21 protein-coding genes are annotated in these 26,400 nt (G+C 41.2%); 16 read left to right on the forward strand and 5 right to left on the reverse strand.

Annotated elements, in window-relative coordinates:
- The first annotated feature begins 43 nt into the window (after nt 1-43).
- On the forward strand, nt 44-1,315 hold the full coding sequence (locus tag E0E36_RS15220) for an AlbA family DNA-binding domain-containing protein (protein WP_130856650.1): 1,272 nt from the start codon (nt 44-46) through the stop codon (nt 1,313-1,315).
- A gap of 364 nt (nt 1,316-1,679) precedes the next feature.
- Here the strand turns inward: E0E36_RS15220 and E0E36_RS15225 are convergent, their stop codons facing one another.
- A complete protein-coding gene (locus tag E0E36_RS15225) occupies nt 1,680-2,537 on the reverse strand; it encodes a helix-turn-helix domain-containing protein (protein ID WP_130856839.1) in 858 nt (285 codons plus the stop codon).
- Nucleotides 2,538-3,013: 476 nt separating this feature from the next.
- On the opposite strand from E0E36_RS15225, the gene E0E36_RS15230 reads away from it, so the two are divergent.
- Genes E0E36_RS15230 through E0E36_RS15240 form a run of 3 tightly spaced genes read left to right on the forward strand, consistent with a single transcriptional unit; the run spans nt 3,014 to nt 9,420 of the window.
- Nucleotides 3,014-4,849 (forward strand): TlpA family protein disulfide reductase, encoded by a 1,836-nt coding sequence (locus E0E36_RS15230; RefSeq protein WP_130856651.1) that lies wholly within the window; start codon nt 3,014-3,016, stop codon nt 4,847-4,849.
- A gap of 54 nt (nt 4,850-4,903) precedes the next feature.
- Complete coding sequence (locus E0E36_RS15235; protein ID WP_165447002.1) at nt 4,904-8,053, forward strand: SusC/RagA family TonB-linked outer membrane protein; 3,150 nt, start codon at nt 4,904-4,906, stop codon at nt 8,051-8,053.
- An 11-nt stretch (nt 8,054-8,064) separates the two neighbouring features.
- Nucleotides 8,065-9,420 carry a RagB/SusD family nutrient uptake outer membrane protein gene (locus tag E0E36_RS15240; protein WP_165447003.1) on the forward strand — a complete coding sequence of 452 codons (1,356 nt, stop codon included), beginning with the start codon at nt 8,065-8,067 and terminating at the stop codon, nt 9,418-9,420.
- Between the two features lie 53 nt (nt 9,421-9,473).
- Here E0E36_RS15240 and E0E36_RS15245 read toward each other — a convergent pair whose 3' ends face one another.
- Nucleotides 9,474-9,746 carry a hypothetical protein gene (locus E0E36_RS15245; protein WP_130856654.1) on the reverse strand — a complete coding sequence of 91 codons (273 nt, stop codon included), beginning with the start codon at nt 9,744-9,746 and terminating at the stop codon, nt 9,474-9,476.
- 140 nt (nt 9,747-9,886) lie between these two features.
- Nucleotides 9,887-10,366 (reverse strand): MauE/DoxX family redox-associated membrane protein, encoded by a 480-nt coding sequence (locus E0E36_RS15250; protein WP_130856655.1) that lies wholly within the window; start codon nt 10,364-10,366, stop codon nt 9,887-9,889.
- Nucleotides 10,367-10,681: 315 nt separating this feature from the next.
- Between E0E36_RS15250 and E0E36_RS15255 the strand changes: the two genes are divergently transcribed.
- The 5 genes from E0E36_RS15255 (at nt 10,682) to E0E36_RS15275 (ending at nt 18,704) form a co-directional block, all read left to right on the forward strand.
- Complete coding sequence (locus E0E36_RS15255) at nt 10,682-11,272, forward strand: RNA polymerase sigma factor (RefSeq protein ID WP_130856656.1); 591 nt, start codon at nt 10,682-10,684, stop codon at nt 11,270-11,272.
- A 114-nt stretch (nt 11,273-11,386) separates the two neighbouring features.
- Nucleotides 11,387-12,343: a FecR family protein gene (locus tag E0E36_RS15260; protein ID WP_130856657.1), complete on the forward strand. Its 957-nt coding sequence runs from the start codon at nt 11,387-11,389 to the stop codon at nt 12,341-12,343.
- Nucleotides 12,344-12,481: 138 nt separating this feature from the next.
- Nucleotides 12,482-16,033, forward strand: coding sequence for a SusC/RagA family TonB-linked outer membrane protein (locus tag E0E36_RS15265; protein WP_130856658.1), 3,552 nt, complete (start codon nt 12,482-12,484; stop codon nt 16,031-16,033).
- Between the two features lie 12 nt (nt 16,034-16,045).
- Nucleotides 16,046-17,800, forward strand: coding sequence for a RagB/SusD family nutrient uptake outer membrane protein (locus E0E36_RS15270; protein WP_130856659.1), 1,755 nt, complete (start codon nt 16,046-16,048; stop codon nt 17,798-17,800).
- Between the two features lies 1 nt (nt 17,801).
- Entirely contained in the window at nt 17,802-18,704 is a 903-nt protein-coding gene (locus E0E36_RS15275) for a DUF6528 family protein (protein ID WP_130856660.1), read from the forward strand.
- Nucleotides 18,705-18,783: 79 nt separating this feature from the next.
- Here the strand turns inward: E0E36_RS15275 and E0E36_RS15280 are convergent, their stop codons facing one another.
- Nucleotides 18,784-19,818 carry a helix-turn-helix domain-containing protein gene (locus E0E36_RS15280; RefSeq protein WP_130856661.1) on the reverse strand — a complete coding sequence of 345 codons (1,035 nt, stop codon included), beginning with the start codon at nt 19,816-19,818 and terminating at the stop codon, nt 18,784-18,786.
- 500 nt (nt 19,819-20,318) lie between these two features.
- On the opposite strand from E0E36_RS15280, the gene E0E36_RS15285 reads away from it, so the two are divergent.
- From E0E36_RS15285 to E0E36_RS15300, 4 genes are read left to right on the forward strand one after another with little or no spacing between them, the layout of a single operon-like run.
- Entirely contained in the window at nt 20,319-21,353 is a 1,035-nt protein-coding gene (locus E0E36_RS15285; protein WP_130856662.1) for a lysophospholipid acyltransferase family protein, read from the forward strand.
- A complete protein-coding gene (locus tag E0E36_RS15290) occupies nt 21,341-22,426 on the forward strand; it encodes a sensor histidine kinase (RefSeq protein ID WP_130856663.1) in 1,086 nt (361 codons plus the stop codon). Before E0E36_RS15285 ends, E0E36_RS15290 begins: the two co-directional genes overlap by 13 nt.
- A 2-nt stretch (nt 22,427-22,428) precedes the next feature.
- Nucleotides 22,429-23,163 (forward strand): LytR/AlgR family response regulator transcription factor, encoded by a 735-nt coding sequence (locus E0E36_RS15295; protein ID WP_130856664.1) that lies wholly within the window; start codon nt 22,429-22,431, stop codon nt 23,161-23,163.
- Nucleotides 23,164-23,757, forward strand: coding sequence for a hypothetical protein (locus E0E36_RS15300; RefSeq protein ID WP_130856665.1), 594 nt, complete (start codon nt 23,164-23,166; stop codon nt 23,755-23,757).
- Here the strand turns inward: E0E36_RS15300 and E0E36_RS15305 are convergent.
- Nucleotides 23,738-23,989, reverse strand: coding sequence for a hypothetical protein (locus tag E0E36_RS15305; protein WP_130856666.1), 252 nt, complete (start codon nt 23,987-23,989; stop codon nt 23,738-23,740). The two genes, E0E36_RS15300 and E0E36_RS15305, sit on opposite strands and share 20 nt — an antisense overlap.
- A gap of 290 nt (nt 23,990-24,279) precedes the next feature.
- Here E0E36_RS15305 and E0E36_RS15310 point away from each other — a divergent pair, with 290 nt between their 5' ends.
- The 3 genes from E0E36_RS15310 (at nt 24,280) to E0E36_RS15320 (ending at nt 26,265) form a co-directional block, all read left to right on the forward strand.
- Nucleotides 24,280-24,588, forward strand: a complete 309-nt coding sequence (locus tag E0E36_RS15310) for a MerR family transcriptional regulator (protein ID WP_013668124.1) — start codon at nt 24,280-24,282, stop codon at nt 24,586-24,588.
- Between the two features lie 430 nt (nt 24,589-25,018).
- On the forward strand, nt 25,019-25,663 hold the full coding sequence (locus tag E0E36_RS15315; RefSeq protein ID WP_130856667.1) for a DUF6266 family protein: 645 nt from the start codon (nt 25,019-25,021) through the stop codon (nt 25,661-25,663).
- A 50-nt stretch (nt 25,664-25,713) separates the two neighbouring features.
- The gene (locus E0E36_RS15320; RefSeq protein ID WP_130856668.1) at nt 25,714-26,265 is read left to right on the forward strand and encodes a DUF6266 family protein; all 552 of its coding nucleotides are present in this window, start codon (nt 25,714-25,716) and stop codon (nt 26,263-26,265) included.
- Nucleotides 26,266-26,400 lie beyond the last annotated feature (135 nt).

A 26,400-nucleotide genomic window follows, 5' to 3' on the forward strand; every position in this document is an offset into this window, starting at 1 on the left:
GGATTTATACGTTGAGATATTACTTCTAATGTAAAAAAACATAATGACTTACGAACAACTTAAATTATTAATAGAAGGTCAGACCGAAAATCCTAGCCTTGATTTCAAAGCGGATTCTCCCTTACGTCTCCAAAGGCTTGCAAAAGATATTATAGCTATGTCTAATGTAAGAGATGGCGGATTGATTGTTATAGGAGTGAAAGAGCAAGAAACAGGATTTGAAGCTATAGGAGTGTCTGATGCAAATTTGACAACTTACAATAAAGATCAAATGAAGGATAAGCTCACGAAATATACAGATCCCCCTGTAGACTTTGATCTGCATTTTCCGTCCGATAATAATGGAAAAACTTTTGTTGTGATAAAAGTGCATCCATTCAAGGAAATACCAGTGATATGTGTCAGGGACTGGGATAAAGATTTAGTTGCCAACACCATCTATTATCGAAATACAAATCAAAGAGTACAAAGCGCTGCTATTTCTAATGCACATGATTTGAGAGCCGTCATAGAACATGCAGCCATTAAAATGTTTCAAAAATATCGGGATTTAGGACTAACCCAAAATACCGTTACGAATACACAGTCAGAACTGGATCTGCCAAGTTCGGAATTAATAAATAAAATAAAATCGAAGGGTTTTATTGAATTTAAGTTTGCCTTTTCTCCAATACTGGAGTTAGATTTAACAGAGTTGAAAGATATTATTCGAAGGTGTCAAGTGAATTTTAACTGGACTTATCCTTATCTCCACTCCAGACCGTTACAGGAAAATAACTCTTTACAATTCGGAGATAATTTCCTTGAAATGGAACTGGATATGTGGTCAAGAAAAGAATTTTGGCGTTTTTTTACTGATGGCTCCTTCTCTCTTATTAGTGCTTTTACAGAGGACTGGTTCGGAGACGAAGGGGATTTCTTTAGGAAGGGCATGGAGGAAAGATACTCTTCTGGTGAGTACTTATTTTACTTTACCACGATATTAGAACCTATAACGGCATTTATTTCTTTTCTGGAGAGAGTAATCATTGAAAAAAATATCGACGGCAATGTTAAAGTTGAATTGACGTATTATAAAACTAAAGATAGAAAACTGAATCTTGACTCCTATGAAAGGTTGTGGACGCTTGGTACTAAGACGACAAAGGCTGATAATATATCTGAATCAATCAATTTGCAGGCCACTCAACTAAGAATGGATAGTCTTAAAATTTCTAATGAATTGGTTATAAAAGTCCTTAGAAGATTTGATTTTCATCCACCTGCTGATAATATATTGATGGAACAAAAGAAAATTCTAAACAACCACTATTAGCTTTATAAGGTGATAGCTATCATACATTAACCTCATTTAATTAGAAAAACCGTAACAAATACGCAACAGAAGAAAATTTCGCGATTTCAAAATTGTTCATATATTGCCTCTGTAAAGCAGAAATGGTGTTTTTGCCCCATTTCCAAGATATATGACCATCAGACTCATAATCTACTGTTCCCAAGGAAAGCTACCAATCTTCTTTATACAACAACCACTTCTCCGACGTTTTGGGAAGAAATTGTTGCGGAAGCAGTTTTGGTTTCTTTCGGCGACTGCACACTGTAGTAATTGCACGAGCCAACTAAAAAATTAGCTGGCTTTCTTTTATCTTTATTGCTGACGGTATGTGCTCGGTGGAAATTTAACCAGTCACTTCAATATTAAGTTCCCTTAAAAGCTTCCTACCTCTTTCTGTCAGTCGATACATCTGCTTGCTACTTGTAGGCTTTTCCTCAGTTTTTTCCACTAATATAAGAGTCTCTAAAATTTTTAGCGATTTTTGATGATTCTTATAAAGGTTCTTGTAGTCTATACGTTGATACAATTTGCTTCTTGAAATATCTCCTTCTCTAAGGACAAGTAACATATTAGCCATTCTGTCATATATTGGGGTAACATAGTCAATCTTGTTTTTATTGACTAATTCTTCTAATTTAATGACAATAGCTGAAGGAATTGATTGTAAAGCTTTATTTGGTTTTCTAGACTTTCTAAATTTTCGCGGATTCAGATTTTTGTTTTCGATTTCTAAAACGCCGTCGTCAACCAAGCTGTCAAGTGCCATTAAAATTTTCTCATAATCATATGTCCAGTTGTATCTTTTTACCAAATGATCTAATACCTCCTGAGTGCTTTTAAATAAGTTGAGAAAGTTGGATTGTAAGACTCGAAACTGGATAGCTTTCTTTGGATATGGAGTTTTATCAATAGATTCAATGATGAAATTCTTGTTTCTATGTTTGGAAAGTATGTTTCGTCTTAGTGTCTTCCAATTAGGTAAGGGGTTCTTAACATCAAGAATAGTTTCTTCATTTACCTGATATAAATCACTTAGTTTACTTATCCATTTTTCGATAGAATTCGTGTCTCCATTTTCTATTCTCCTTAATGTAGTGGGTGGAATTCCAATTATTTTACATATTTCCTCCACGGTAAATAATAGCAATTCTCTCAATAACTTGAGCCTTTGACCAACTAGGAAAGATATGTTTTTATCCATAGGTTAATTTACCTATGAAGGCTAAAATATAATCCAAAATATTTGGTTATTATTTTAGTTTTTACTATCTTTGGATGATCCTGTTTTTTAAACTGGGACAATGCATTTTTGAACTAGAAAGCTTTGCTCGACAGACCTAGGAAATCTTAAAGCATGCAAAGCAGCGGTGAGAAAAATGCCCACTATTTGTATATTTGAACTACAGATGTGGGCTCTCTCCGTGTTGCATGCTTGGAAACTTCGGTTTCTGCCTCTCCTAGGGGGCGTCGGGCGCACGGAGGGAGCCTACACAATATATATCCTTTCTAAAGCTTTTTAGGTATTAAACTTAAAAGGTGATCATGGAACCAAAAAAGCAATTTCTCAAAAATCTTATATCTGCACCTGAGTAGATAGACTTTAGCCTTCTTTCAGCCGAAAATTGCTGATAGATTTTCTCGTTAAAAGATTTTCTAAACAACCTAATCATTACAGAAATGAAGCTTTTTACAAGCTACATCAGGGAGCTTTTTGCCCAATTTAAACTAAAAAATAAAACGGTCATCGCGCGCATGCCATCATTAATCATGCCTGCCTGCGGTAGGCAGGAGTGTGAATTATTAATGATGAATGCGCTCATGCCAGATCCTCGAAGGTCCTTCGTCTCGATCTGTAGCAGGATCAGGATGATGCAAGTGGTAAAGCCTGTCAGCACGACTGACTGTATACAAAAAATAAATGAAAAAACTACCTGTAACTCGCGAGTTACAGGAAAACAGGGTTTAAGAAGTATTCAAGGCGCTTTTTGGTGGTTTTTTACCACTAAAATTTGCATAAAAAAGTGCTGGGAATTCGCGTATAGATTTATTCGTTGCAGTAGAAATACCGACGCTCGGAGATTTCTCCGCAAGGTCGAAATGACGGCACTTCGCAACGTCGGGATGGTAAGAGCTAGTGGCCTCTGTGCCCGTAAACCTTACACCGTATACCTTATAGCCCTAAAGATCTTGTTCTGTGTTTGTTTGGCAAACGCCCGGCAGTCCTCCTCCCTGGAGGCTGCCCACGGCGTGGCTTTATCCACGGATTCTATTAGGCCGTTACAAATTGGGGACACCATTCCAGAGGCTTTATGGCATATGCCTTTGCAAATGGTGAAAGCAGGGCAGGAGGGAAGTACTGCCATAACACTCAATGATTATAGAGGCAAGCTTATTATTCTTGATTTTTGGGCGACGTGGTGCACTCCCTGTATAGCGATGATTCCTAAAATGGATTCCCTGCAAAAGACATTTAGCAAGCAGGTACAATTTATCTCCTGCTCATCTCAAAAGGAGGAACAGGTATTGCCTTTTATAGCCAAACTGGAACAGCGTTTAAAGCAACAGTTCCATATACCATTAGTTAATGGTAAGAATTTCTTATACCGGGCTTTTCCACATGTTTACTTACCGCATTACGTTTGGATTTATAAAGGGCGGGTGCGGGCCATTACAGCTTTTCGGGAAGTAAATCAGTCTAATATCGAATCGGTATTGAATGGAAAAAACGTGAAGCTGCCGCTCAAGATCGATGAGAAACGGGTAAAGGTAGATTATGCCAAACCGCTTTTTATTGATGGTAATGGGGGAACAGGTGACGAGTTGCAATATATTTCACAGCTGGCGAAGTATACACCGGGTATTTCGGGTTATCATTTAAAGATTGATTCGGTAAACGGTGATAAGATAACGCTTTCCAATATGCCGCTGTATAAAATTTACGCTTTTGCATACGGAGAAAGGTATGATTACATTGGCGATAACCGTGTTTTATTAACGGTAAAAGAGTCCGAGCCGATCATGCCTGGAGAGGGGGAAAGCTTTAAGCAATGGCGTATGAAATATGCGTATTGCTATGAGCTGAAAGTTCCGCCTGCGTTGAATAGCCGCTTTTACCGGATGATGCAAGCGGATTTAGCGCGTTTATTTCCACAGTACCGTGCACGTTTGAAGAAAAAGAAAATGCGCTGTTTAGCTCTGGTGCGCACATCCAACATAGATAAGTTGAAGGCAAAGCCCGGGGAAGGGTTGGAAAGTACCAAATTGGTCTATTCCATCAATAACGGGCCGCTATCAAACCTCATTGATGACCTTAATATTTTTTCTTTACAAATGTTGCCCACACCGGTGATTGATGAAACAGGGTACAGGGATTTCGTGACGCTCACCTTGGATTGCAACCTGTCCAAAGTGGACGAGCTGAACCGTGAGCTTGCCAAATATGATCTGGCCTTAAAAGAAGTGAAACGTAATATAAAAGTGCTGGAAATTAGTGACTCTGTTTTAAAACAATAAACCAAACCTATTACCATGAATGTGATGAAGATTTTTTTGATGTTATCATGTTGTATGATGACGAACACGTTGCTTTGGGCTCAAGTAGTTGTGCACGGCCTGGTGGAAGATGCCATCAATGGCAAGGCGATTGATCAGGCTTCTATCTGGCTAAGGGGCACTAGGCAAGGTACACGTACAGACGCAAACGGCTTTTTCAGGTTAGTAATAAACAACCAAGAGCGTATGCTTGTTATCTCGCATCTGGGCTATTTGGATCAGGTGATTGAGATAGGCGACGGTATGCAAGATACCCTGCGGGTTAAACTGGAACCGGCGATCAGTGAATTGGCTGCGGTGGAGATAAATACAGGTTATCAATTGCTTCCTAAGGAACGGGCCACGGGTTCTTTCGTGCAATTGGATAATAGCTTATTAAATAGACGGGTCAGTACAGACATCCTCAGTAGGATAGAGGATGTTACGCCGGGGCTTATTTTTGATCGCGGGCCAATTGCCAGCGGGAATCCACCTATTACCATCAGGGGGCAAAGTACCATCAATGCTAAAACGGAACCGCTGATTGTGATTGATAATTTCCCTTATGAAGGCGATTTTAATACAATTAATCCCAACGATGTAGAGAGCATTACAATATTAAAAGATGCAGCGGCGGCATCCATCTGGGGGGCCAGAGCCGGTAATGGGGTCATTGTCATCACGACGAAGAGAGGGGGTTTCAACCGCAAAACCAACGTTTCTTTTAATACCAATATAACGGTTGCGGCAAAGCCTGATCAGTTCTACCAGCCTAAAATTTCTACCGCAGATTATATTGAGGTGGAAAAATTGCTGTTCGCTCGTGGTTATTATACAGATGCGGAGCAATCGCTTAACAACTATGCATTGACACCGGTGGTAGAGATGTTAATAGCGGGAGGCAAAGAGGCGGAGATAGAGCAGTTAAAGTGGCAGGATGTACGGAATGATTATGATCGTTTTCTTAACCGAAATGCTTTTAACCGGCAGTATGCCATTAACTTAAATGGGGGGAGTGAGAACCAGCGTTTTTACTTTTCTGCGGGTTATGACCGTAATCTGGAAACTTTGGTGGGCAATGCCTATCGTCGGGTTTCGCTGAATGCAAAAAATACCTACCTGTTTTTTGATAAACGTTTGGAGCTGACCTCGGATATCTATTTTTCAGAAAGTGGCAGGGAAACAAATGGCTTTTCGTCGGTCAATATGACTTCTGCCTATGGCTCGCAGATTGATCTATATCCATATGCGCGGCTTAGTGACGGCCAAGGGAACCACTTGGCGGTTGTAAAGGATTATCGAATGTCTTTTGTTGATAATGCCCTGCGCGATGGTTTGTTGGATTGGCAATACCGACCGTTGGATGAACTGAGCTTTGCAGATAATAGTAGCCGCATCACTGACTATCGCATTAACAGCAACCTCAATTACAAGTTCTCGAAAGCAATTAGCCTATCGGCTTTTTATCAATATGCCAAAACGGCAACAGATCAGCGAAACTTACAGCCCCAAGAGGCTTATGCGGTTCGTAATTTGATCAATCGCTATTCTATCGTGCGTACTGCCGGTGTAGAACGGCCCATTCCCCTAGGCGGGATTTTGGATCAGACAGCCAGCCAACAGAAGACGCACAGCTTGCGGCTCCAGTTGAATGCGGCACATAAATGGAATGATGAGCATGAAATAAACGGCCTTGCCGGTGTTGAAATGCGCGATCAGGGTACAGTCGTTGGCGTACACAGGCTTTATGGTTATAATGATGAATATGCAACGAGTGCTGCGGTGGATTATACAGGGAGCTATACCTCTTATGTGAATCCGGGCCAAACGAACCTCCGGATACCGAATGTGGATAGCCAGCGGGAATTGACCGATCGTTTTCTATCGTATTATAGCAATTTATCCTACACACTGCGAAATAAGTATACACTCTCTGCAAGCGGCCGATTGGACCAGAGTAATTTGTTTGGCGTAGAAACAAATAATAAAGGGGTTCCGCTTTATTCCGTGGGTTTAAGTTGGTTGTTAAGTGATGAAGACTTTTATTGGTTTAAATCGGTTCCGTACTTAAAGTTACGGGCCACCTTTGGTTACAATGGAAATATCGATAAGTCTATGTCTGCTTTCGTAACGGCACGATATAGCAGCAACGATCCAAATACCAGGTTGCCTTATGCAACCATTCTTAATCCGCCTAATCCTGATTTACGCTGGGAACGGGTACGTGTGGTGAACCTCGGTTTAGATTTTGGTACCGCCAACAACCGCCTGAACGGTAGCATCGAATATTTTAAAAAGGATGGTATGGATTTGATTGGCGTGAGGCCTTATGCTCCATCATCAGGTATTGTTTCCTTTACCGGAAATTATGCGGATACGAAAGGCGATGGACTGGATCTGGTGATCAATGCGCAGATACTGGATAGGAAATTAAAGTGGGACAATAATTTATTGTTCAGTGCCATTGGAGAGAAGGTAACCAATTATAAACAGTCTTTTTCTGTAGCGTCCTATCTGGATGATTATATTATTGCACCGATGGAAGGTAGGCCACTTTCGGCGATTTATGCCTATCAATGGGCCGGTTTGGATGCATCAACGGGCGATCCTTTGGGTGTTCTGAATGGCGAGCCCAGTCAAGACTACTCGGCAATCTTAGCTGCGGCTACTCCGCAGAACTTAGTTTATCTGGGCGCCGGTAGACCGCGCCTATTTGGTGCGTTCCGTAATACCTTCTCTTACGGTGCATGGAGTATTTCAGTCAATATTTCCTATCGGTTCAAATATTATTTTCGACGGGCCTCTATTGACTACAATGCGCTGCTATTGGGTTATGGAGGACACGGAGATTATGAAAACAGATGGAGGCAGGCTGGAGATGAACAATTTACCCAAGTTCCTTCCATGCCGGATGAGCCGATCCAAAGCCGCAACACTTTTTACACAAACTCCGCAATTTTGGTAGATAAGGCAGACCATATTCGTTTGCAGGACATCAATTTAAGCTACCGGCTAACAAAGGCCACCATGCCTCGACTGCCAGTTAGCAGCGCTCAATTGTATGTATATGCCAATAATATCGGGATTCTCTGGAAGGCGACGAATACGAAACTGGATCCGGATTATGCCAGGGTTGCCTCACCTCCAATGCGGACAATTGCTTTGGGTGTTAAAATTGATTTTTAATGAGTGAAATTATGGAAAGAATAATACGATTGCTCGCGGTGGCGATGCTCTTGAACACATCCTGTACCAAAGAATTTTTGGATAAAAAGCCAAACAAATCCTTAGTGGTGCCGTCTAGTTTGGAGAATTTTCAGGCGATTTTAGATAATAGTTTCAATGTATTTGGCGTGTCTCCTTTTATGAATCAGATAGCAGATGGCGATTTTTACGTGACGGAAAATGGCATTCCATCCCTGGCAAATTTGTCGCGAAATATCTATCTATGGCAAGACGATATTTATGAGGGAGCTACAAGTACGGATTGGAACAGGATGTACGAACAGGTTTTTTATGCCAATATCGTTTTAGAAGGCCTGGAAAAAATAAAGGGGAATCCCGATCAACGTTATATTGACAGATTGCGCGGTACCGCGCTCTTTTGCCGAGCCTATGCCTACTACAACTTGGCACAGGAGTTTACGCCTCCTTATCATGCGGAAAGGGCAGCTAGTGACTTAGGTTTGCCGCTTAGGACGAGTGCCGATGTAAATAGTCATCCAAACAGGGCATCTTTACAAGATACTTACCAGTTGATGATCGATGATCTCCAACAGGCGGAACTTTTATTACCTATTACTGTTGAACCTAAAACGAGGCCAACAAAGGCGGCAGCGTGGGCTTTGCTAGCTCGGATAACCTTATCCATGGCTGATTATGAAACAGCGCTTCACGCTGCTGATAAGGCGCTGTCTTTTCAGAACGATCTAATGAATTTTAATACATTGGATACGGTAGCCGCAAGCCCTTTCCCATCCGGGCGTTCTGTTTATAATAAAGAGATTATCTATTACACAGACCGGATCACCAACACATTTTTTAATTCAGCGAATACCAGAGTTGTAGAAGATTTGTACGATCTATATGATGACAACGATTTAAGAAAGCTTATTTTCTTTAATAACGGACGGTTCAAAGGTTCTTATGGAGGAAGTGCTTTATTTATCTTTACCGGTTTGGCCACGGATGAACTATATCTCATCCGAGCGGAATGTTATGCAAGAGCAGGGCGCACAGCGGAAGCACGAGATGATTTGACGCAATTGATGAGAACGAGATGGAAGAAGGATCGCATTTACAACGTTCCAACAGATTTAGAAGACGGCGAAGTCTTGCAAATGATCTTATCGGAAAGGCGCAAAGAGCTGCTTACGAGGGGAACCCGTTGGTCTGATCTCCGTAGGCTCAATCAGGAGGAAATGTTTAAGACTTCCTTAAAGAGAAATTACCAAGGCGTAGAATATCTTTTAAGCCCGGGCGATCCACGTTATGTTTTTCCCATTGCAATGGATGAGCTCGAATTGGGTGGTATTGAACAAAATCCACGATAAAAAAACAGGGCTCTTCCTATTAGAGAGCCCTGCCGGCAGTTATCGCTCGTTTTCTAATTCAAAGGGGTAAACTGCCCTGGTTCGATATTGGTAACCGGGGCAGTTGGGTTAGCACGGTGTCCAACGCAAGATTGATTGATTTCCGTATCACAAAGATAGTCTGTACCCTCTTCCATACTTGCCAGGTCCTTCCATTGTGCGTCTGAAGAATCGAAATAAACGTTGGGCTCGTCTTGATTAACATTGGCAGCGTAAGCAACACCACCGGCAACCAAAGAACCTACTAACGCTAACGCATTCAGTTTTCTAAATACTTTTTTCATCATATTTAAATTTAACCGGTTAACACGTGCTGAATTCCTCAGGTACGAGCACATTACCTGCCCCTTCGATTTTCCAAGGCTCCTATCTTCGAGGTATGTCTCCATTTTGAATGTGCAGGGGAAGCCATCCCTGCTTTATCTCTTCAGGCAAGTTTGACGCTATCCTCCTTCCTGATCTGTTGATGAGGCTGTGCACCCCCTCTTCTTCGATCGGTTAGGTAGTGCAACCATAAAGCGATAACTGCCATGACTATAAATAGTATATTGAACCAAAATTGATCCCAATAGCTGCTATTCTTCCAGAGTATGCCCCCGCAACTGCAAGGCACACGATCAAACACCTCGTTTACACCTAATAGGACGTAGATGGAGAACGAACTTAGCAGAGATAATCCAAGCCATAGGCCCACGCGCCTGAAAGGTTCGTAAATAAGGCAGCAAACAATGCCAAGCTCGATGGATGGAATCAACCACACCAGTATATCGGCCATGGCAATCGGAAACACCTGATTGTGCATTTCGCGTAAGCTTTCCTGATAGTTTACCATTTTGCTAACCACGGCGTAGAAAAATAGCATGGCTAGTAGCGAGCTGAGTAGGTAAATGATCTTTTCTGTTTTCATAATCCTATCAATTGGTCTGAAAGTAAATTTAGCACGGCCTTCTCTTTCCGGCTTGTAACTTTCTTTGCAATTTGACTTGTAAATTTCCCATGATTCCAGGTGTTTTGGCTGATTCTGTCACTTTCACGGCTTTTTCGGCGCGTATTTTCCGTGTTTTCTTAAAAAATCCGATTCACCTTATGCTTGTACCGATGCAAAACCTGTCAGAAAACCAATATATAACGGAGTCTTTTTTACCTGGTTAGAAATACAAGAATTAATATTTAGATAATATGCGAATGGTAGCTTTGCTGATACGAGATCAACTTATATCATATGTTTCCGAATGGGCTAAAAAATGCATCTGATAAGCAGTTATTGAACCAAATTGCGACCGGCAATGTCAAAGCTTTTAGACACTTGATGCTTACGTACGAGCCCCTTGTATTCAATTTTGTTTTTAAGCTGGTTAAGTCAGGCATGCTGGCAGAAGAGATTACGCAAGATGTGTTTTTAAAAATATGGGAACGAGCGGCAGATTTTGCTCATGTAGAATCATTATCCGCATGGTTGTATACGATGGGTAGAAATCATGCTTATAATAAACTAAAAGAGCACGCTGCAAGACGGTTGAGGGAACAGGACTATGCAGATAACCAAAAGCAGATTTGCGACTTGGAAGACCAGATTCACGAAAAAGAATTAAGCCTGCTCGTTCATGAACTTGTAGACCAATTGCCCCCGCAACGTAAGCTTATTTTTAAACTGAAAACCGAAAAAGGGATGACGGTGGATGAAATTGGTCAATTTCTGGATCTATCGCCTTATACCGTGAGAAATCAACTGACAAAATCTTACGGGAAAATAAGAAAACTGCTAACAGAACATGCCTGTTTTTTGTTGATTGGTCTTCTGATCAATAAATAATCCAAATAGCGCTGCCAACCTAGCAGCTAACGTACTATTTCTTAATCAAAAGTTAATCAAAAATTAAAGTTGCTGCATGGTACAGTACCATGTTCAGCTTTGTCATACAAGCAAATGAACACAGATCGGCTAAATGAACTTTTTGCCAAATATATTGGCAATAGATTGAATGAGGAGGAGGAAATAGAGTTTTTCGAGCTTTTAGATAATCCGAATAATAAAGAGCGGTTTGAAAGCTTATTCGAAGCGTTATGGGAAACAGAACGGCAGACGAAGGATAAAACACTTACTGAAGAAAGCTTAAAGCGCATTGACCGTACGCTTAAAAAGCTTCCTCGTAAAAAACATACTTCTTATTTGCCGTGGTTTGCAGCGGCTTGCATGGCGCTGCTGCTAATGGCTACGTATGTTTTATATCAGTTTTACAGCGATTCGGAATGGGATGTTACTGTGCAGGCGCGGCATAACTTGGAATATGTTAGTCTGCCCGATGGGAGTCTGGTAATACTGAAAAAGGGGAGCGTATTGCGGTATCATGAGGCTTTTTCGGAAAAACGCACATTGCAAGTGGAGGGCGAAGCTTTTTTCGATGTTGTGTTGGATGCAAATCGCCCTTTTCTGGTGCAAACCAAGCATCTGACAACCCAAGTCTTAGGTACAGCATTCAGTGTCAATACCGTTGGAGATAATGAACATGTAATACTCTTGCGGGGGAAGGTGCGCGTAACATCATCAGATCATTCTGCTGTGCTTACACCGAATAGGCAAGCGGTTTATGTAAACAACACCCTGCGTGATTTTCCAATTGACGCCTCAGCTGCTACCGCATGGTCATCGGATAGTTTTCATATCGAAAATCAACCCCTGCTTCGTCTTACCGATATCTTAGGAGCCAGATTTGGAAAAGAGATCGTTTTTAAGGAGGAGAAAATGAAGAATTGCCTAATAACAACCACTTTTTCAATGAAAGATTCTTTTAAAAGCATTATGGATGTGATTAGCCTGGTGAATCATGTGGAATGGCGTATGCAAGGCAATAAAGTGTTGATATATGGAAAAGGTTGTAATTAAAAAATGTAAAAATTTAAAAAGGAGAAGGATGGTCAAATAAAACAATAAAGAGAAAAAACAAGGTGTATCCTAGTTCGCGGCCAAGACACACCGAGCTAAAAAATAATCTGTAAAACTATTTTATTTAAAATCTAAAGTATGGAATATTTATTTCATTACCATAAAAAAATATTGAATTATCTAGCCTTAACGTCCATTTTGTATAAGCGATCGACACGGTATGGCGTAATAGGGATAACGTTCTTATTATCAATCTTGATATATATCCCGGTACAGGCACAAACAATTAAAACAACCGAACTAACTATTGCTGGGCAAGACTTGCCGCTGATAGAAGTTTTTAGAGAAATAGAAAAGCGCACAGATTTTCAGTTTTCTTATAATGAAACAGACATCAAGGGATTGAAGGTCAATTTAGTAAATGAAAGGATGAGTGTAGAAAAAATCTTAACGCTTGCCTTACAGAATACTCCGCTGGTGTTTAAGGTGATTGACAATAAGATTGCGGTATATGAGGATAAAGAGAAGCGGAGTGGTTCTCCGGAATCGGTCAATAAACAAGAGGAAATGATGGTGGAGGGTATTGTAAATGATACGCTGAACAGACCCCTGTCAGGTGTAAGCATTACATTGCAATCGAATCCCAAGAAGGTGGTCAGCACTGATGAGAACGGGCTGTTCCGAATAAGCGTGCCATCTACGGGTACGTTGATTGCAAAGTCGATAGGGTATAAAACAACGGAGGTGCCTATCGCCGGTAACCAGCGTATCACGATCTCCCTGTTGGAAGACATGGCAGGCCTCGATGAGGTCGTAGTAGTTGGGTACGGTACGCAGAAAAAGATTAATTTGACGGGGGCGGTGGATAAAGTGGAGGCTGAACAATTGGAACGTTATAAATTAACTTCAATGGGTGAGGCTCTTCAGAGTCAAGTGCCCAACCTGAATGTTAATATAAGCGACGGAAAGCCCGGGAGGGGTGCGTCCTTTAATATTCGCGGTACAACCTCTATTAATGGGGGCAGCCCGCTTATATTGCTGGATAACGTACCGATCTCTTCTTTTGAGTTTAATAATATTTCGCCACAGGATATAGATAATATTTCCTTTTTGAAGGATGCTTCTTCCGCAGCTATTTATGGCGCACGTGCGGCTTACGGCGTTATTCTCGTACAAAGTAAACAGGGGATAGCCGGGAAAACAGAGATTAGTTACAATAATAATTTTAAATGGGGGAAAGCTACCCGGGTTCCTAAAGTATATACAGGTTTAGATTATACTAAAATACAGGAAGAAGAATTTAACGGAAATATCGGTCAAACATACTTCACCGAACCACAGGTAGAATATCCTTTTTTAGTGAATGCTGATCCTACCTTGCCTTTATATGACTTGCAGAATATTGGCGGGAAAGCCACGCTTCTGCTGGGTGGGCCTGTCATCAATTACTATGAAGAATGGTTTCGGGAATATTCACCGGAACAGAATCATCATCTAAGTGTGCGAGGTGGCACCAACAAATTTAAATATTATGTTTCGGGCGATTATAACTATGAAGAGGGAAATCTGAAGTTCAAACCCGAAAAAATTAATCGCTATAATTTGCGATCAAACACGACCTATCAGTTTAGTGATAAGGTGAGTGTGTTTACGAAAAGCTCGGCTACTTTGAGACGCGACGATATCCCAAACACCTACTTATATGGCTTTAGTTCTAATCCTTGGCGTTTTATCGATAATACCAATCCGCTACTGCCGGAATACATTGACATAAATGGCGAAAAAATTCCAACCGATATTGGTTTCTATAAGGAATTCATCCAGAACCAATCGGAATATAAAACGAATACGAGTAGTTTTTTGAACCAGATTGGCACGGATATATCCTTGCTCAACAAAAGTTTGACCTTGCATGCAGACGCCTCTTATATGTATTACCATTGGTATAGAAATCGTTGGTGGGATAATACAGGCCCGTACCTATCGCACTCATTCAATAATCGGAATATTGTATTGTCTCATTATGCAGATGCGGGTCCGTCTAAAATTTATAAAAGTAATACGGAAGCAGAAACCTTCAATGTAAACGCATATGCCAATTACAAAAAAGCAATCGGTTTGCATGAGATTGACTTGACCGGGGGGATGACTTTTGAAAGATATAGCGAGCATTACGAAACGGTAGAGCGCCAAAATCCAATATTGGGAATCGATGAGCATTCTTTAAACTTGGCTACCGGAATTTTCAATGCCAGTGATACCGACGATGGTTATGCAAACAGAAGTATATTTCTGAGAGGGAATTACCAATTTAATAATCGGTACCTGTTAGAGGTTAACGGTATGCATAACTATACGTCCAAATTCAGGAAGGATATGAGAGGTGCTTATTTTGGGTCTTTTTCTATGGGATGGCGTGTATCGGAAGAGGGATTTTTCGAATCGCTAAAACCGTTCGTCAATGAGTTTAAATTGCGGGGGTCTTTTGGTTCGTTGGGGAACCAAAATATAGGCTCTTTTGACTACCTGTCTATTTTGTCCCTGAGCCAATCTACCTATATGTTGAATGGCGAGAGGTATGCCTACACGAGTTCTCCTGCACCCATCTCACAAAATTTTACCTGGGAAACTTCGAAAACCATTGATTTAGGAGCCGATATACAATTGCTTAATAGCAAGCTTGCTGTCGTATTTGATTATTATCAGCGCAATACAGACAACATGCTGGCACCGATCTATTCACTTCCTTCGGTATTTGGCGCAGCCGTACCCAAAGAAAATATTGCATCCTTGAGAAATAGGGGCTGGGAACTTACCTTGTCTTGGAAGGATAAGATCGGCAGCGCTAAACCTTTCTTTTATGATATACGGTTTAATCTTTCTGATTATAAGGCGGTTATTACGGATTATTACAACCCTACTAACTACTTAGGGGATTACTACGTCGGACAGGAAATCGGTGAGATTTGGGGCTTAAATACCTTGGGTCTTTTTCAATCAGATGAGGAAGCCAAGAATAGCCCGCTTTTGCAAACCAGCAGCTATAGACAGTTTGTTGGCGCTGGTAATATAAAGTTTGAAGATAGTAATAATGATGGCGTAATTAATCGTGGCGACTGGACCTTGGCCAATCATGGTGATTATCGGATCATTGGAAATACGACGCCGCGATATTTATATGGCATTAATTTGAACTTCGCCTACCAAGGGTTTGATCTGAGTGCTTTTTTTAACGGGGTGGGTAAAAGGGATATTTATCCAACGGCCGAAACGGCTAATTTCTGGAGCTCGTATAACCGGAAATACCAAGTATTATTGGAACATGTAGTGGAAAACCGGTGGACGCCTGAAAATCCAAATGCTTATTTCCCTAAACCGCAGGGTTATGTTGCCTTAGGTAACAATGATTTGGGTGTTCCGCAGACCCGGTATTTACAGGATGCATCTTATCTGCGGTTGAAGAATCTGATCATCGGATATTCCTTTCCAACGCATCTTTTTAAGAACAGCATTAAATATTTACGGCTTTATCTGGCTGGAACGAACTTGTTTGAATTGACCAATTTGCACGAGACGCTTGACCCGGAAGGCTTGCAGAAAGATCCGGATGCAAATGAAGCCAGTGTGGGGTTGGGTACGGCGTATCCCATTCAGCGAACCTATTCTTTTGGTCTTGAACTTAAATTTTAAAGCAAAATAACTATGAAAGTGATATATAAGATAGCCTGCTTGACGTTTTCGGCATGGAGCCTTTTGGGTTGCGAAAGCGCATTTGATATAACACCTGAAACGCAGATAGCCGAATCTCCTGCTATTTTTGAAAATGAAGCCGGACTGCAGACTTTTTCTAATGGTTTTTACAACTCCTTGGATTTTAATAGTATCAAAGACGATAAGTTTAGCGATAATATGGAGCATATTGCTAGCCCACCTACGATACGGACCGCTTTATACACGCTTCCTACGGCTTTAGGTAGCGGTGGCTGGAGTTGGACAGAGCTTCGAAACCTCAACTATTTTATAACGAACGTTGAACAGTATACTAAAGATGAGGAGTTAAAGAATAGGTATCTTGGCTTAGCGAAATTTTTTAGAGCTTGGTTTTATTTTAAAAAGGTAAAAACCTTTGGAGATGTGCCACTGTACACCAAGGTTTTAGGTACAAATGATGAGGATCTGTATAAAGGTCGTGATGAGAGGACGGTGGTGATGGATCACGTATTGAGTGATTTAAATTTCGCGATCGAGCATCTGCCGGCAGAAAAAAATAAGAACAGGATCTCGAAATGGACCGCCCTGGCGCTAAAATCTAGAATTTCGCTTTTTGAAGGATCATGGCGTAAATACCATTCAGCAGAAAACTTACCGGATGCAGACAAATGGTTGGAGGAGTGTGCTGCTGCTGCAAAAGAACTCATGGACGCAAATGTATATAACATCTATACAACTGCCACACCGGAGACGGATTATGCGGCAATGTTTCAAGCCGCCGAAGCCAACCCTGATGAAGTAATACTTGCTAGGTCTGCCAGCCAGATCTATTTTTACTATACGCCGGAGTTTACCTCTACTTCTAATGGAAATTACGGTGCCACACATTCTTTAATAAGTGATTATACAACCATCGAGGGCGATTCGTACTATACTTCGCGTGGAGGTGATATTATGAAGGTTGAATATTTTGATGAATTTCAAAATCGCGATTTGAGATTAAAGCAATCAGTGGTGTACCCTGGTTATGTACGGATTGGTACGTCCTCTAAATCGGTAAATGACTTCGCGCAGAATAGAACGGGGTATCAAGTAACGAAACGTGTGGGCCCTCCTTTGGAAGATCAGGGAAACGATAGCAGAGACGCGATTTTGATTCGTTATGCGGAAGTGCTGCTGAATTACGCAGAGGCGCGGGCAATATTAGGACGATTAACGCAAAGTGATTTGGACCTAACAGTGAATAGGCTGCGGGAGAGGGCCGGCGTGATGAAGAAAATGACCTTGCCGCTTTTGACTGATGCGCTACAGCTTAATAGATATAAAAGAACAACTGACCCAAATGTGTTGGAGATATGTCGTGAAAGAAGAGTGGAGTTGGCTTTTGAAGGTTTTAGGCGCGATGATCTCATTAGATGGAACGAAGGCCATCTGTTCCGCTCTGAATACCAGGGTATTTATATTAAAGGGTTTAACCAGCTGATCGATTTGGATCGGGATGGTAAGTACGATTTATATGTGGTGAATAGCACGGATCCATTGCCTACGGATCGGGTAAGTGGTGTGCAATATTTTAAATTGTCCAGTGTAAATGGCCTTTCGGAGGGCAATTCGGGAAGGTTGACGCCCTATAACATTACTAAAAAGAACTTCGAAGATTGGGAGTATCTTAGTCCTATTCCGCAAGAAGAAATAACGTTGAACACGAACCTGACACAAAATCCCGGATGGGACAAAATACAATAGCATGCATAAATTAATTGTTTTGTTTCTACTGATTACGGTATTTCAAAGCGCGTTTGCGCAAGGTGATAACGTTAAACCTGAATCAGGCGATTTGGTAGCCTGCGGGGAAGATCAGGTATTTATCTTAGCGAAAAAGGATGCTTATAAAGGCCAAGTGAACTATCGATGGAAATGGAAAGTGAGTGAAGCCGGAAAGCAACTCCCTCGGGATTATCAGCAACTACTTAGTACATTGGACGACTGTAAACCGGTGGACAATGGTACTAAGTTGCTCTTAACAGCTTCCAGCGGGGCAACCATATTGCTCGATATTGCTACTAAGAAAGTGCTTTTTTATGCTAAAACACCAATGGCTCACTCCGCCGACTTGTTGCCGGGAGGACGTATTGCCGTGGCTAATTCTACGCATCAAAAAGGCAACAGCCTGGAGGTATATGATATCAGATATCCGGAAAAGGTGCTTTACAGAGATAGTCTATATTCAGGACATGGGGTTGTTTGGAATTTAGCAAGCAAGCAAGTGCTGGCACTCGGCTTTGATGAATTAAGGATTTATGAGTTGGTAAATTGGACTGGTAACAAACCTAAATTGACTTTATTGAAAACGTACAAATTGCCCGATGAAGGCGGACATGAATTGAGTAGCATAAATAATACGCAATTTTTGATTTCAACGCATCATGGCGTGTGGACATTTGATCTTCGGAAGGAGTCTTTTGAGCCTTTTACTCCACTGGCAAAGCGCGTCAATATCAAATCTGCCAATTATCATAATGAGTCTAAGGCGTTGATATACACGATTGCAGAAGAAAGCTGGTGGACTTTTAATATTTACGGTGAGAACCCAACATTCAAGCTTCATATTCCGTCAGTTAAATTGTATAAGGTTCGAGTTGTTCGCTAGATTGAGATAAAATGCCAGTCGTTATCACTGGCATTTTAATCAATACTTAATTTAAGGATGCTGAACATTTTATTATACTTTATTTTTTGTGATACCTCAAGTATAAAATACTAGGTAGGATACCAAATTCTTTCTTAAAAGCTCGAGTAAATGCTGCGCCGTCGTAGAATAGCAAATCTAAAGCAACTGCAGTAGGAGTGATGCCTTCCTCCACAATCTGTCTGTATCCCTCTGCCAATTTTGTTCGGGTAATATAACGCTGCAAACTCTCATGATAATGACGTCGGTGCACTTGGTTTAAGTAATTTGTGGTTAATTGGTGATTATGTGCCAGTTCTTCTACGGTAAATGCAACACTTTCTTTTATATTCTCCTGCACTTGTTGTCTTATTTGTTGCAGCTTTAATATGAGCTTGTTCTGTGATTGGTATTCTTCACTGTATTCTTGCCGGGCAAGTGTTATCAGTTGTAACAAGATGGGAGGGATATACCTTTCCAGTGAGAGCTCATTTTGCCTTGGCAAATGAAACAACCTGTAAAGATAAAGTTTTGCTTTGGCGCTGAGCGGAATGCTAATGGTGCTTCCAAATTTTTCCGGTTTATAGGTTAGCTTAAAGAGAAGATCTTTTAGAAAGGATAAGGAGTTATCCTGAAAATGCAAAAGCAAGGATCTATCGATAATAAAATAAAAGGTGAGATACCGTTTTTCTTTTTTATAATAGGCTTGGTGATGCCCTGCTGGAAGATGGCTAATCTGATAATTTTGTTCCTTCATACGTAAGATAGTTGCTTTTTTCTGATCAATCCACAACCTTGTATTACCTTTTAATTGATAAAAAAAATACAAGTCATCATGGGTATAAATAAAATTCACGGTTAACTCCATGGAAGGAACAATCTCAGAAAGGTATATATAAGTGTCTTTGGTCTGGCAATATTGTTCAATGACGGTAAACTTTGGATGTTGCCAGTGCCTGCAATGTCCATAACGTAAGCGATAGGTAGTGTTTTTTGGTAAGTTATAGGATAGTTGGACGGGATCGGAGATGTATGGAAATTCAATCCTTACGCGGGGTTTAAGGGGCTGGTGTGTTTTTGATAAAGATGCTTTCATATATGCGATTTATTGGTAATAAGACGAATAAACGCAGGAAAAGATGATGAATCAAGTGACGGGGGTGACAATCCGTTTATGCCTTAAGAAGTCAACTGGCCGAGGGTAACCTAGAGGGCTTTATTTAGGTGACATAAGGTGTATTCTCTAATGGAAATCTTTGTAAAAATGCAATTTCGGTACCCGTAAAAGTAATTACGGCCGATTTATTTAGATTTTTACGGAAAAAATTAGATGTTTGAACCGTGATCACCAAAATCTCATAGCTATTGAGTAGGTTAATACCGATGCCTTCGATAAAATCGGTACTTAAATTAAACAATAGATAAAATGTTAAAACCGTTGATTTTACCTGAACAAGCCCTAGGATTCTCCGATCTGTGTTTTCGCTATGGAATCATGAATTTGATTGACGATTGTGAGTATTGGGATCTTTAATTTTTTCAAGCACTGCCCGACCCTAAGGGCAGTGTTTTTATAAACCATTTATGTAAATAATCATGTTGAACAATTATGAAAATAAATTAATCAGCCTGAAGCAGCGGCTAGCGAAGTCATCATGGAAATGCCATCCGCAGATGCTGAATACTTATGCTTTCTTCAGTGCTAATCTAACGCATTTTATGCCTGGCGTTCCGGCTACTTTGCATCAGAAATGGTTTAGTGAAGCCATTTTAAATAGGCAATGGAACAGACTTGATGAATCATTTTTTAACGATGAACACCCTTTTATAATTCAAGGATGGGATGAGGTATACCTAGAACGGTTAAGGAAACGACCCGGATTGATCTGCACGTTTCATACCGGGTCTTACCGGCTAATTAATTATTTACTATACAGATCACAAATTCCTTTAGCGTTGCTGATAGGCGATTATGCATATCGCGAGCAAAGGCAATTCTTTGATAAGATCAAAGAAGGAATGCGTTCTACTTCAAGAAAAACTGCCTTTTCAACATTAAATGCAACAGATCCAAAGGTGGCGTTTAAAATGAAGCGTGCGCTTGAACAGGGATCGAATGTTTTAACGTATTTGGATGGGTACCAAGGAGCGCAGGCTATAACGGGTGTCAATACCGTGCGCACACCATTTTTGGCACAGCATCAATTGCTTCGGAAAGGTTTGCCTTACCTCGCCTACAAACTGGATGTGCCGATTTATACGCTTTGCTGTTTCCGTGAAGCAGACAAGAGTCTCCGCTATATATGGCTCGGCCCTTTTGAAAAAAAAGAGATGACATTGCCGGATTTTATTGAGTACACCTTGTATAAAATCTACAGTGGTTTTGCTTCTTACTTACAACATTATCCGGCACAATGGCAAAACTGGTCGAGCTTACACCTCTATGCCAATAGAAATGATTTCTTTGTGCCCGCAAAAAAACAACCGGAAAGTAGAAGAGAACCTCAGGAGATGCTGCATGCTTTGCTAGCCCTTGGTAATGATTTCTTTCTATTGGATAAGCTAACCTATAAGGCCTATCAAATCCCTCAATCTCAGTTTAACGTTTTGCATCAACAATGGTACAATTAACACGATTTAAACGATCGCCCGGTCAACAAAAGCTACTGGGCATCCAAGCAGCTTGTTGGTTACTTTATTTCGGTATCGTGTACATCGGCACCCGATTAAATTTTCCGCAACAACGTGTCGGTACGCTTATTGGAATTTTTGTTCTAAAAGTGATTGTATTTTACCTTTTGCTAGGGATCCTATTTCTGGTATTCAATAAGAAGCATTGGTATAAAGGATTACTGCTATTGCTAATATTTTATTTTTTGGCAGCACCAGGTGCATATTTATATCTCTACAAGTTGATGGTTCATTTGGGCTTTAAGGTAAATCAAAAGGTGCCTCCACTAGATTGGAGTTTTCTAGGGCGCATGGCAAAGCACTATATTTTATTGGTCATTTTTGCTGTGGGGCTTTTTGTTTTTTTGAAATACCGCGCATACAAAAATAAGCAAATAGAAATGGCCATTATTGAATATAAGACAAAGATGTATGCAGCGTTGATGGCGAAAGAACTAGAAAAGCTAAAATACGACGTATTAGCGAAGCAAGCTGATCCGCACTTTGTGCATAATATTTTTAATTTATTCTTCGGAGAATTACTTAAATATTCGCCTCGCTGGGCCCAACTAATGGCCTCATTCTCCGGTCTAACGCGCTATACGTTTACACATGCGTCTCAAGGTACCCGCAAAATTGTCGTATCGAAAGAGTGGCAGCAAGTAGAAGCCGCTCTTGCTTTGCAACAAGCCCGTTTTCCGGAAATTCCAATCCTGAAACCCGAAGTGCAAGGAGAGTTTGCCGGCCAGCGCGTATTGCCCATGGCCTTCATTACACCCTTGGAAAATGCGTTTAAGTATGGGGATTTTACAGGCGACGGAGATGCGCTTTACATAAAATTACTTTTGACAGATGACCTGGTTGAATTTACCTGTAGGAATCGCTTTGATCGGCGGTCAAGACCGATCACGTCAAGTGGAACAGGTTTGTCAAACTTAAGGAGAAGGTTGGAGATCGTATTTAAAAATGAATTTCAATTAACGGTGGCGGAAGAAGAAGCATATTTTACTGTAAAAATTAGCATTAACCAATAAATATGATAAACGAATACTCAATTAAGCAAGTCTTTAACTGCATGGTAGTAGATGATGAGCAGGCTTCTGTTACCATTGTTAAGAATTACATTAGCGCAATACCAAACTTAAATTTGGTTTGTTCAACAACGAACCCCGAGGAAGTACCTGCTTTATTGGAAAGGCATAGAATTGATTTACTCTTTTTAGATATTCACATGAAAGGGAAAGATGGTTGGGCGGTTAGGCGGATAGTGGAACCGGATATTCATGTAGTATTCTGTTCAGCGGACAATCGCTTGGGTAGCGAGGTCTTTGATGTGGATGGAGTGGATTATCTGGTAAAGCCATTTACGTTCGATCGTTTCAGTAAGGCGGTAGAACGGGTAATTAATCGGAGTAATGGGCTGCAATATAGTGGTGAGGCGGACGATTTAGATGCAGTCATATCTGTGAAAACAGGTAAAAGTAAAAAGGATATTATTGAATTAGTTGATATCGATTATATCACCACAAATTATAAACGGGTGCAGATTCACACTATAAACGGGGTGATTACAGTAGACCATACGTTGAGTGAGTTGATGCAACGTCTTTCATCGCCGCGTTTTATTCAAGTAAGCAAATCGACCATCGTAGCCCGTAACCGTATCGCTACTGTACAGGCGAAATGCGTGATACTGAAAGGTAAAAATAAAACCGTTTTATCTGTAGGGGCGAAGTTTAAAGCGAACGTGCAAGCTTTATATCCGTCATAAATGAGAAGTGGCATGAATGATTGGCGGGAAAGGTTAAAGCGTATAGAAAAACTTTTGGCTTATTTCAAGGAGGAGAAATTATTGGAATATTGGCAAAAGGACGACTTGCTGCGATTACAAGATGCTTTTATGTTACTGCTTACGGAAATACAGCAGTATTTTGGCGATATGCAACAGGAGTTACTTTCGCGTGGTGAGCTGATTGACCTCTGGGATGAAGAGAAGTTGCACATTCCACTTACCAAGAAGTTGTTTGGAATGGATCATTACCGCTTTTATAAGGAAGTGTGGGATGAACTAAATGCGGTATTATCGGTGCAGAAAGAGACAGAGGATTTATATTTTCGAGTGTCTATCTCAGCGATGCAATTACTTTTCTTGATTCATCTGATGCACGAGGCACGTATTGTTGAAACACCTAAGAAAGGCAACTTATTCCGGTTTATTAGTAAGCATATTGGCACGCTGCAGCATGAAGAGTTATCGTACGAAAGCCTGCGGAAAAAGTACCATACTGCTGATCGCAATACCATTATAAAGGTAAGGCGCTTACTGATGGACCTAGTTAATCTGATTAATAACCACCACCTCTAACATTCGTGTTTAAGAGATAGAGCATCTGCCTTTGGTCTAGGAAATCCATGAGTTCATTAAACCAGGGAATAGTGTAAACAGGATTGTGTGCTATGTCCTGATGGCCAAGATCTATGATGTTTTGTAGGGTATAGAGCTTTTGCCGCTTGCAGATGTCTTGAAAATTTTTGCTAAATCCCAAGGTGTATATTTTTTGGGATAGGAGGTCTTGAGTATTGATAATTGCTGCCATGTTAATAATGCAACGGGCCGTACATTCAGCACCTCTGGGGTCTCAAACCCATTGCACATGAACAAACTGACACCCGCGCATTGGCGGGCGATCAGTCTATTTACCATGTGCATTCAATAATTTGAGACTTCGAGGTGCTTGGTGAAATAGCTGTCGCTAAATAATTTATATGTTAAATATTCCTTTTTATATCATCTGTTAATTTTTAAAATTCTTCTCTCAAAGATATTGATAAAATGCTGATGAGGCAAGAATCAATTTTTAAACTATAAACCCTAAATCAAATCATCATGAACGCAAGACCTAAAGGGCCTGCGCCATGCCCGCAGTGTGCTTATCTCCTTCGCTTATTGTATCGCGAAGTGAGAGGCCTTAAAGAATATACAATCGAAATTCAACGCTTCATTCTCCAAAAGGAAAAGGAAGAAACCGTTTACCGTGATGCGGCTTATACGATGGATCGGGTGGGGATTAGTGACAGCACTTTACTTCGCTGTCAGCATAAGGGCCTGATCAAAGTGGCTAAAGTGGAAAAGGGTAAGAAGTATTTTCGGGATGCCGATGTGGAACGGTTGAGGACGATGTATTGGGGTTTTTAGTTGTGTGTTGCAAGCTAATTACCTGCCAATTTCTGACCAAATGCTGCCGCTTACTTGCTTTTTACTTACTCCTGATCGGCTTTTTGTCGGCAATTTCCCGATCAGGTCCCGATACCACCTCGATAAAATCCCGATGACGTTTAGAAAAAAAGGGAGAGTTGGTTGCCGGTTGCGAAGATATTACCTAGGGAAATAGCTAAGTAGTTGACCGGTGGACGCAGCACCTCTGCGAAGACAAAAAACCTAAAGACATGCTTCATCGCTCCCTTCATGATCCCTTCAATTTTTCGATACATCCCCTTCACCCTCCCTTCAATGCGCTTCGGCGCCTATGAAAGCCCTTTTTTACGCTTTATGTTTGCCTCATGACGCATGAGATACCGGTATAAATGATTGCGGAATGTATGGTTAAACTTTAAAATAGAAAAAAATGGGAACTATCAGAAATGGAGCAAATGGTGGCTTCAAAGGTAAAGCGGGAAGTGTGATCGGCAGCAGCTGGAAGAGCATAGACTACATTAAGGGCCTCTACAAAAAACGCACGAAACCCGCAACGGAAGAGCAATTGATGCAACAGGCTAAATTCCGTACAGTGATGCGCTTCCTGCTCCCCATCACAGCGTTCATTCGTATCGGTTTCGGCCAGAAGCGAGTGGACAGCATGACCCCCATGAACACAGCTTTCAGGGAGAACCTGGTGCTGGCGCTTATGGGTGACTATCCCGATTATTCGCTGGATTATAGTAAAATCCGTATCAGCGACGGCTTCTTTGCAGGCGGTGGCTCTGAAAGTGTCACGGTGGACGCCGGTGTTATGACGGTGAGCTGGGATACTACGCAGAATACGTTATACGATACCAACAATGACGATCGGGTATACATCCTGTTATATCAACCGGAGATCGATCAGTTTTTATCGGCACCGACACCACCTTTACGGGGCGATGGAAGTGTGGATATCACGCTGCCAAATCACTTCCTGGGAGGTGAGGGGCATGTGTGGACTTTCTTTGCCGATAGGCAGGGCAGGAAAGTGTCGAGAAGCACGTATCTCGGAACGGTGAACCTTGCTTAGTATGTGACAGAGGGTACGGGTAACCGTGCCCTCCGCTTAACGCAGAAAGAATGGAATGGATATCAAAAATTGAATTACCGAAAGTTAAAAAAGAACCAAATGGACGATTGGCTGTACAGCAACGTTTTAAGATCGCAATGGAATTTTTGGCACCCTTGGGAAAACTCCTGCAAAGCACATACAGTACCAGGAAGCGTGGAAAATCGGCCATGGGAAGAGCAATGTCAAAGGTGCTTAGCGGAGCGATTGAAGGGGCGTATCCCAATCAATACGTGAATCCGGCTAAGGTGCTGCTCAGTGAGGGAACCTTAATGTCTGCTCGCGAAATAGAGCTGAAGAGAGATGGAAACACCCTGACAGCAACGTTTAACGCAAGATCGGATTACATTTTTGGTAACCCGGACGATGGCGTGCTCTTATGTGCCTATAGTCCTTCTCTGCGTATTGCGGGAATCAATGAAGAACCATCCATTCGGGCGGATGGAAAGGTCAGTATTACACTGCCTCCGCAACTGAAAGATCAGGAGGTACTTGTGTATATCCTATTTCGTACGCGCGATTGGAAACATTTTTCACGAAGCGTTTATCTGGGGGAATGGTGAAGTGGTTGAGTAGTTAAGTAGGAAAGTGGTTGAGTAGGTTTATTAGTGTTGAGTTATGAGTTATGAGTGATGCCTGCCTGCCGGTAGGCAGGAATTTTGAGTGAGTGCCTACCGCTTATAGCCTACGGCATAAAG

Source organism: Olivibacter jilunii, assembly GCF_900607235.1.
Taxonomy (GTDB): domain Bacteria; phylum Bacteroidota; class Bacteroidia; order Sphingobacteriales; family Sphingobacteriaceae; genus Olivibacter; species Olivibacter oleidegradans.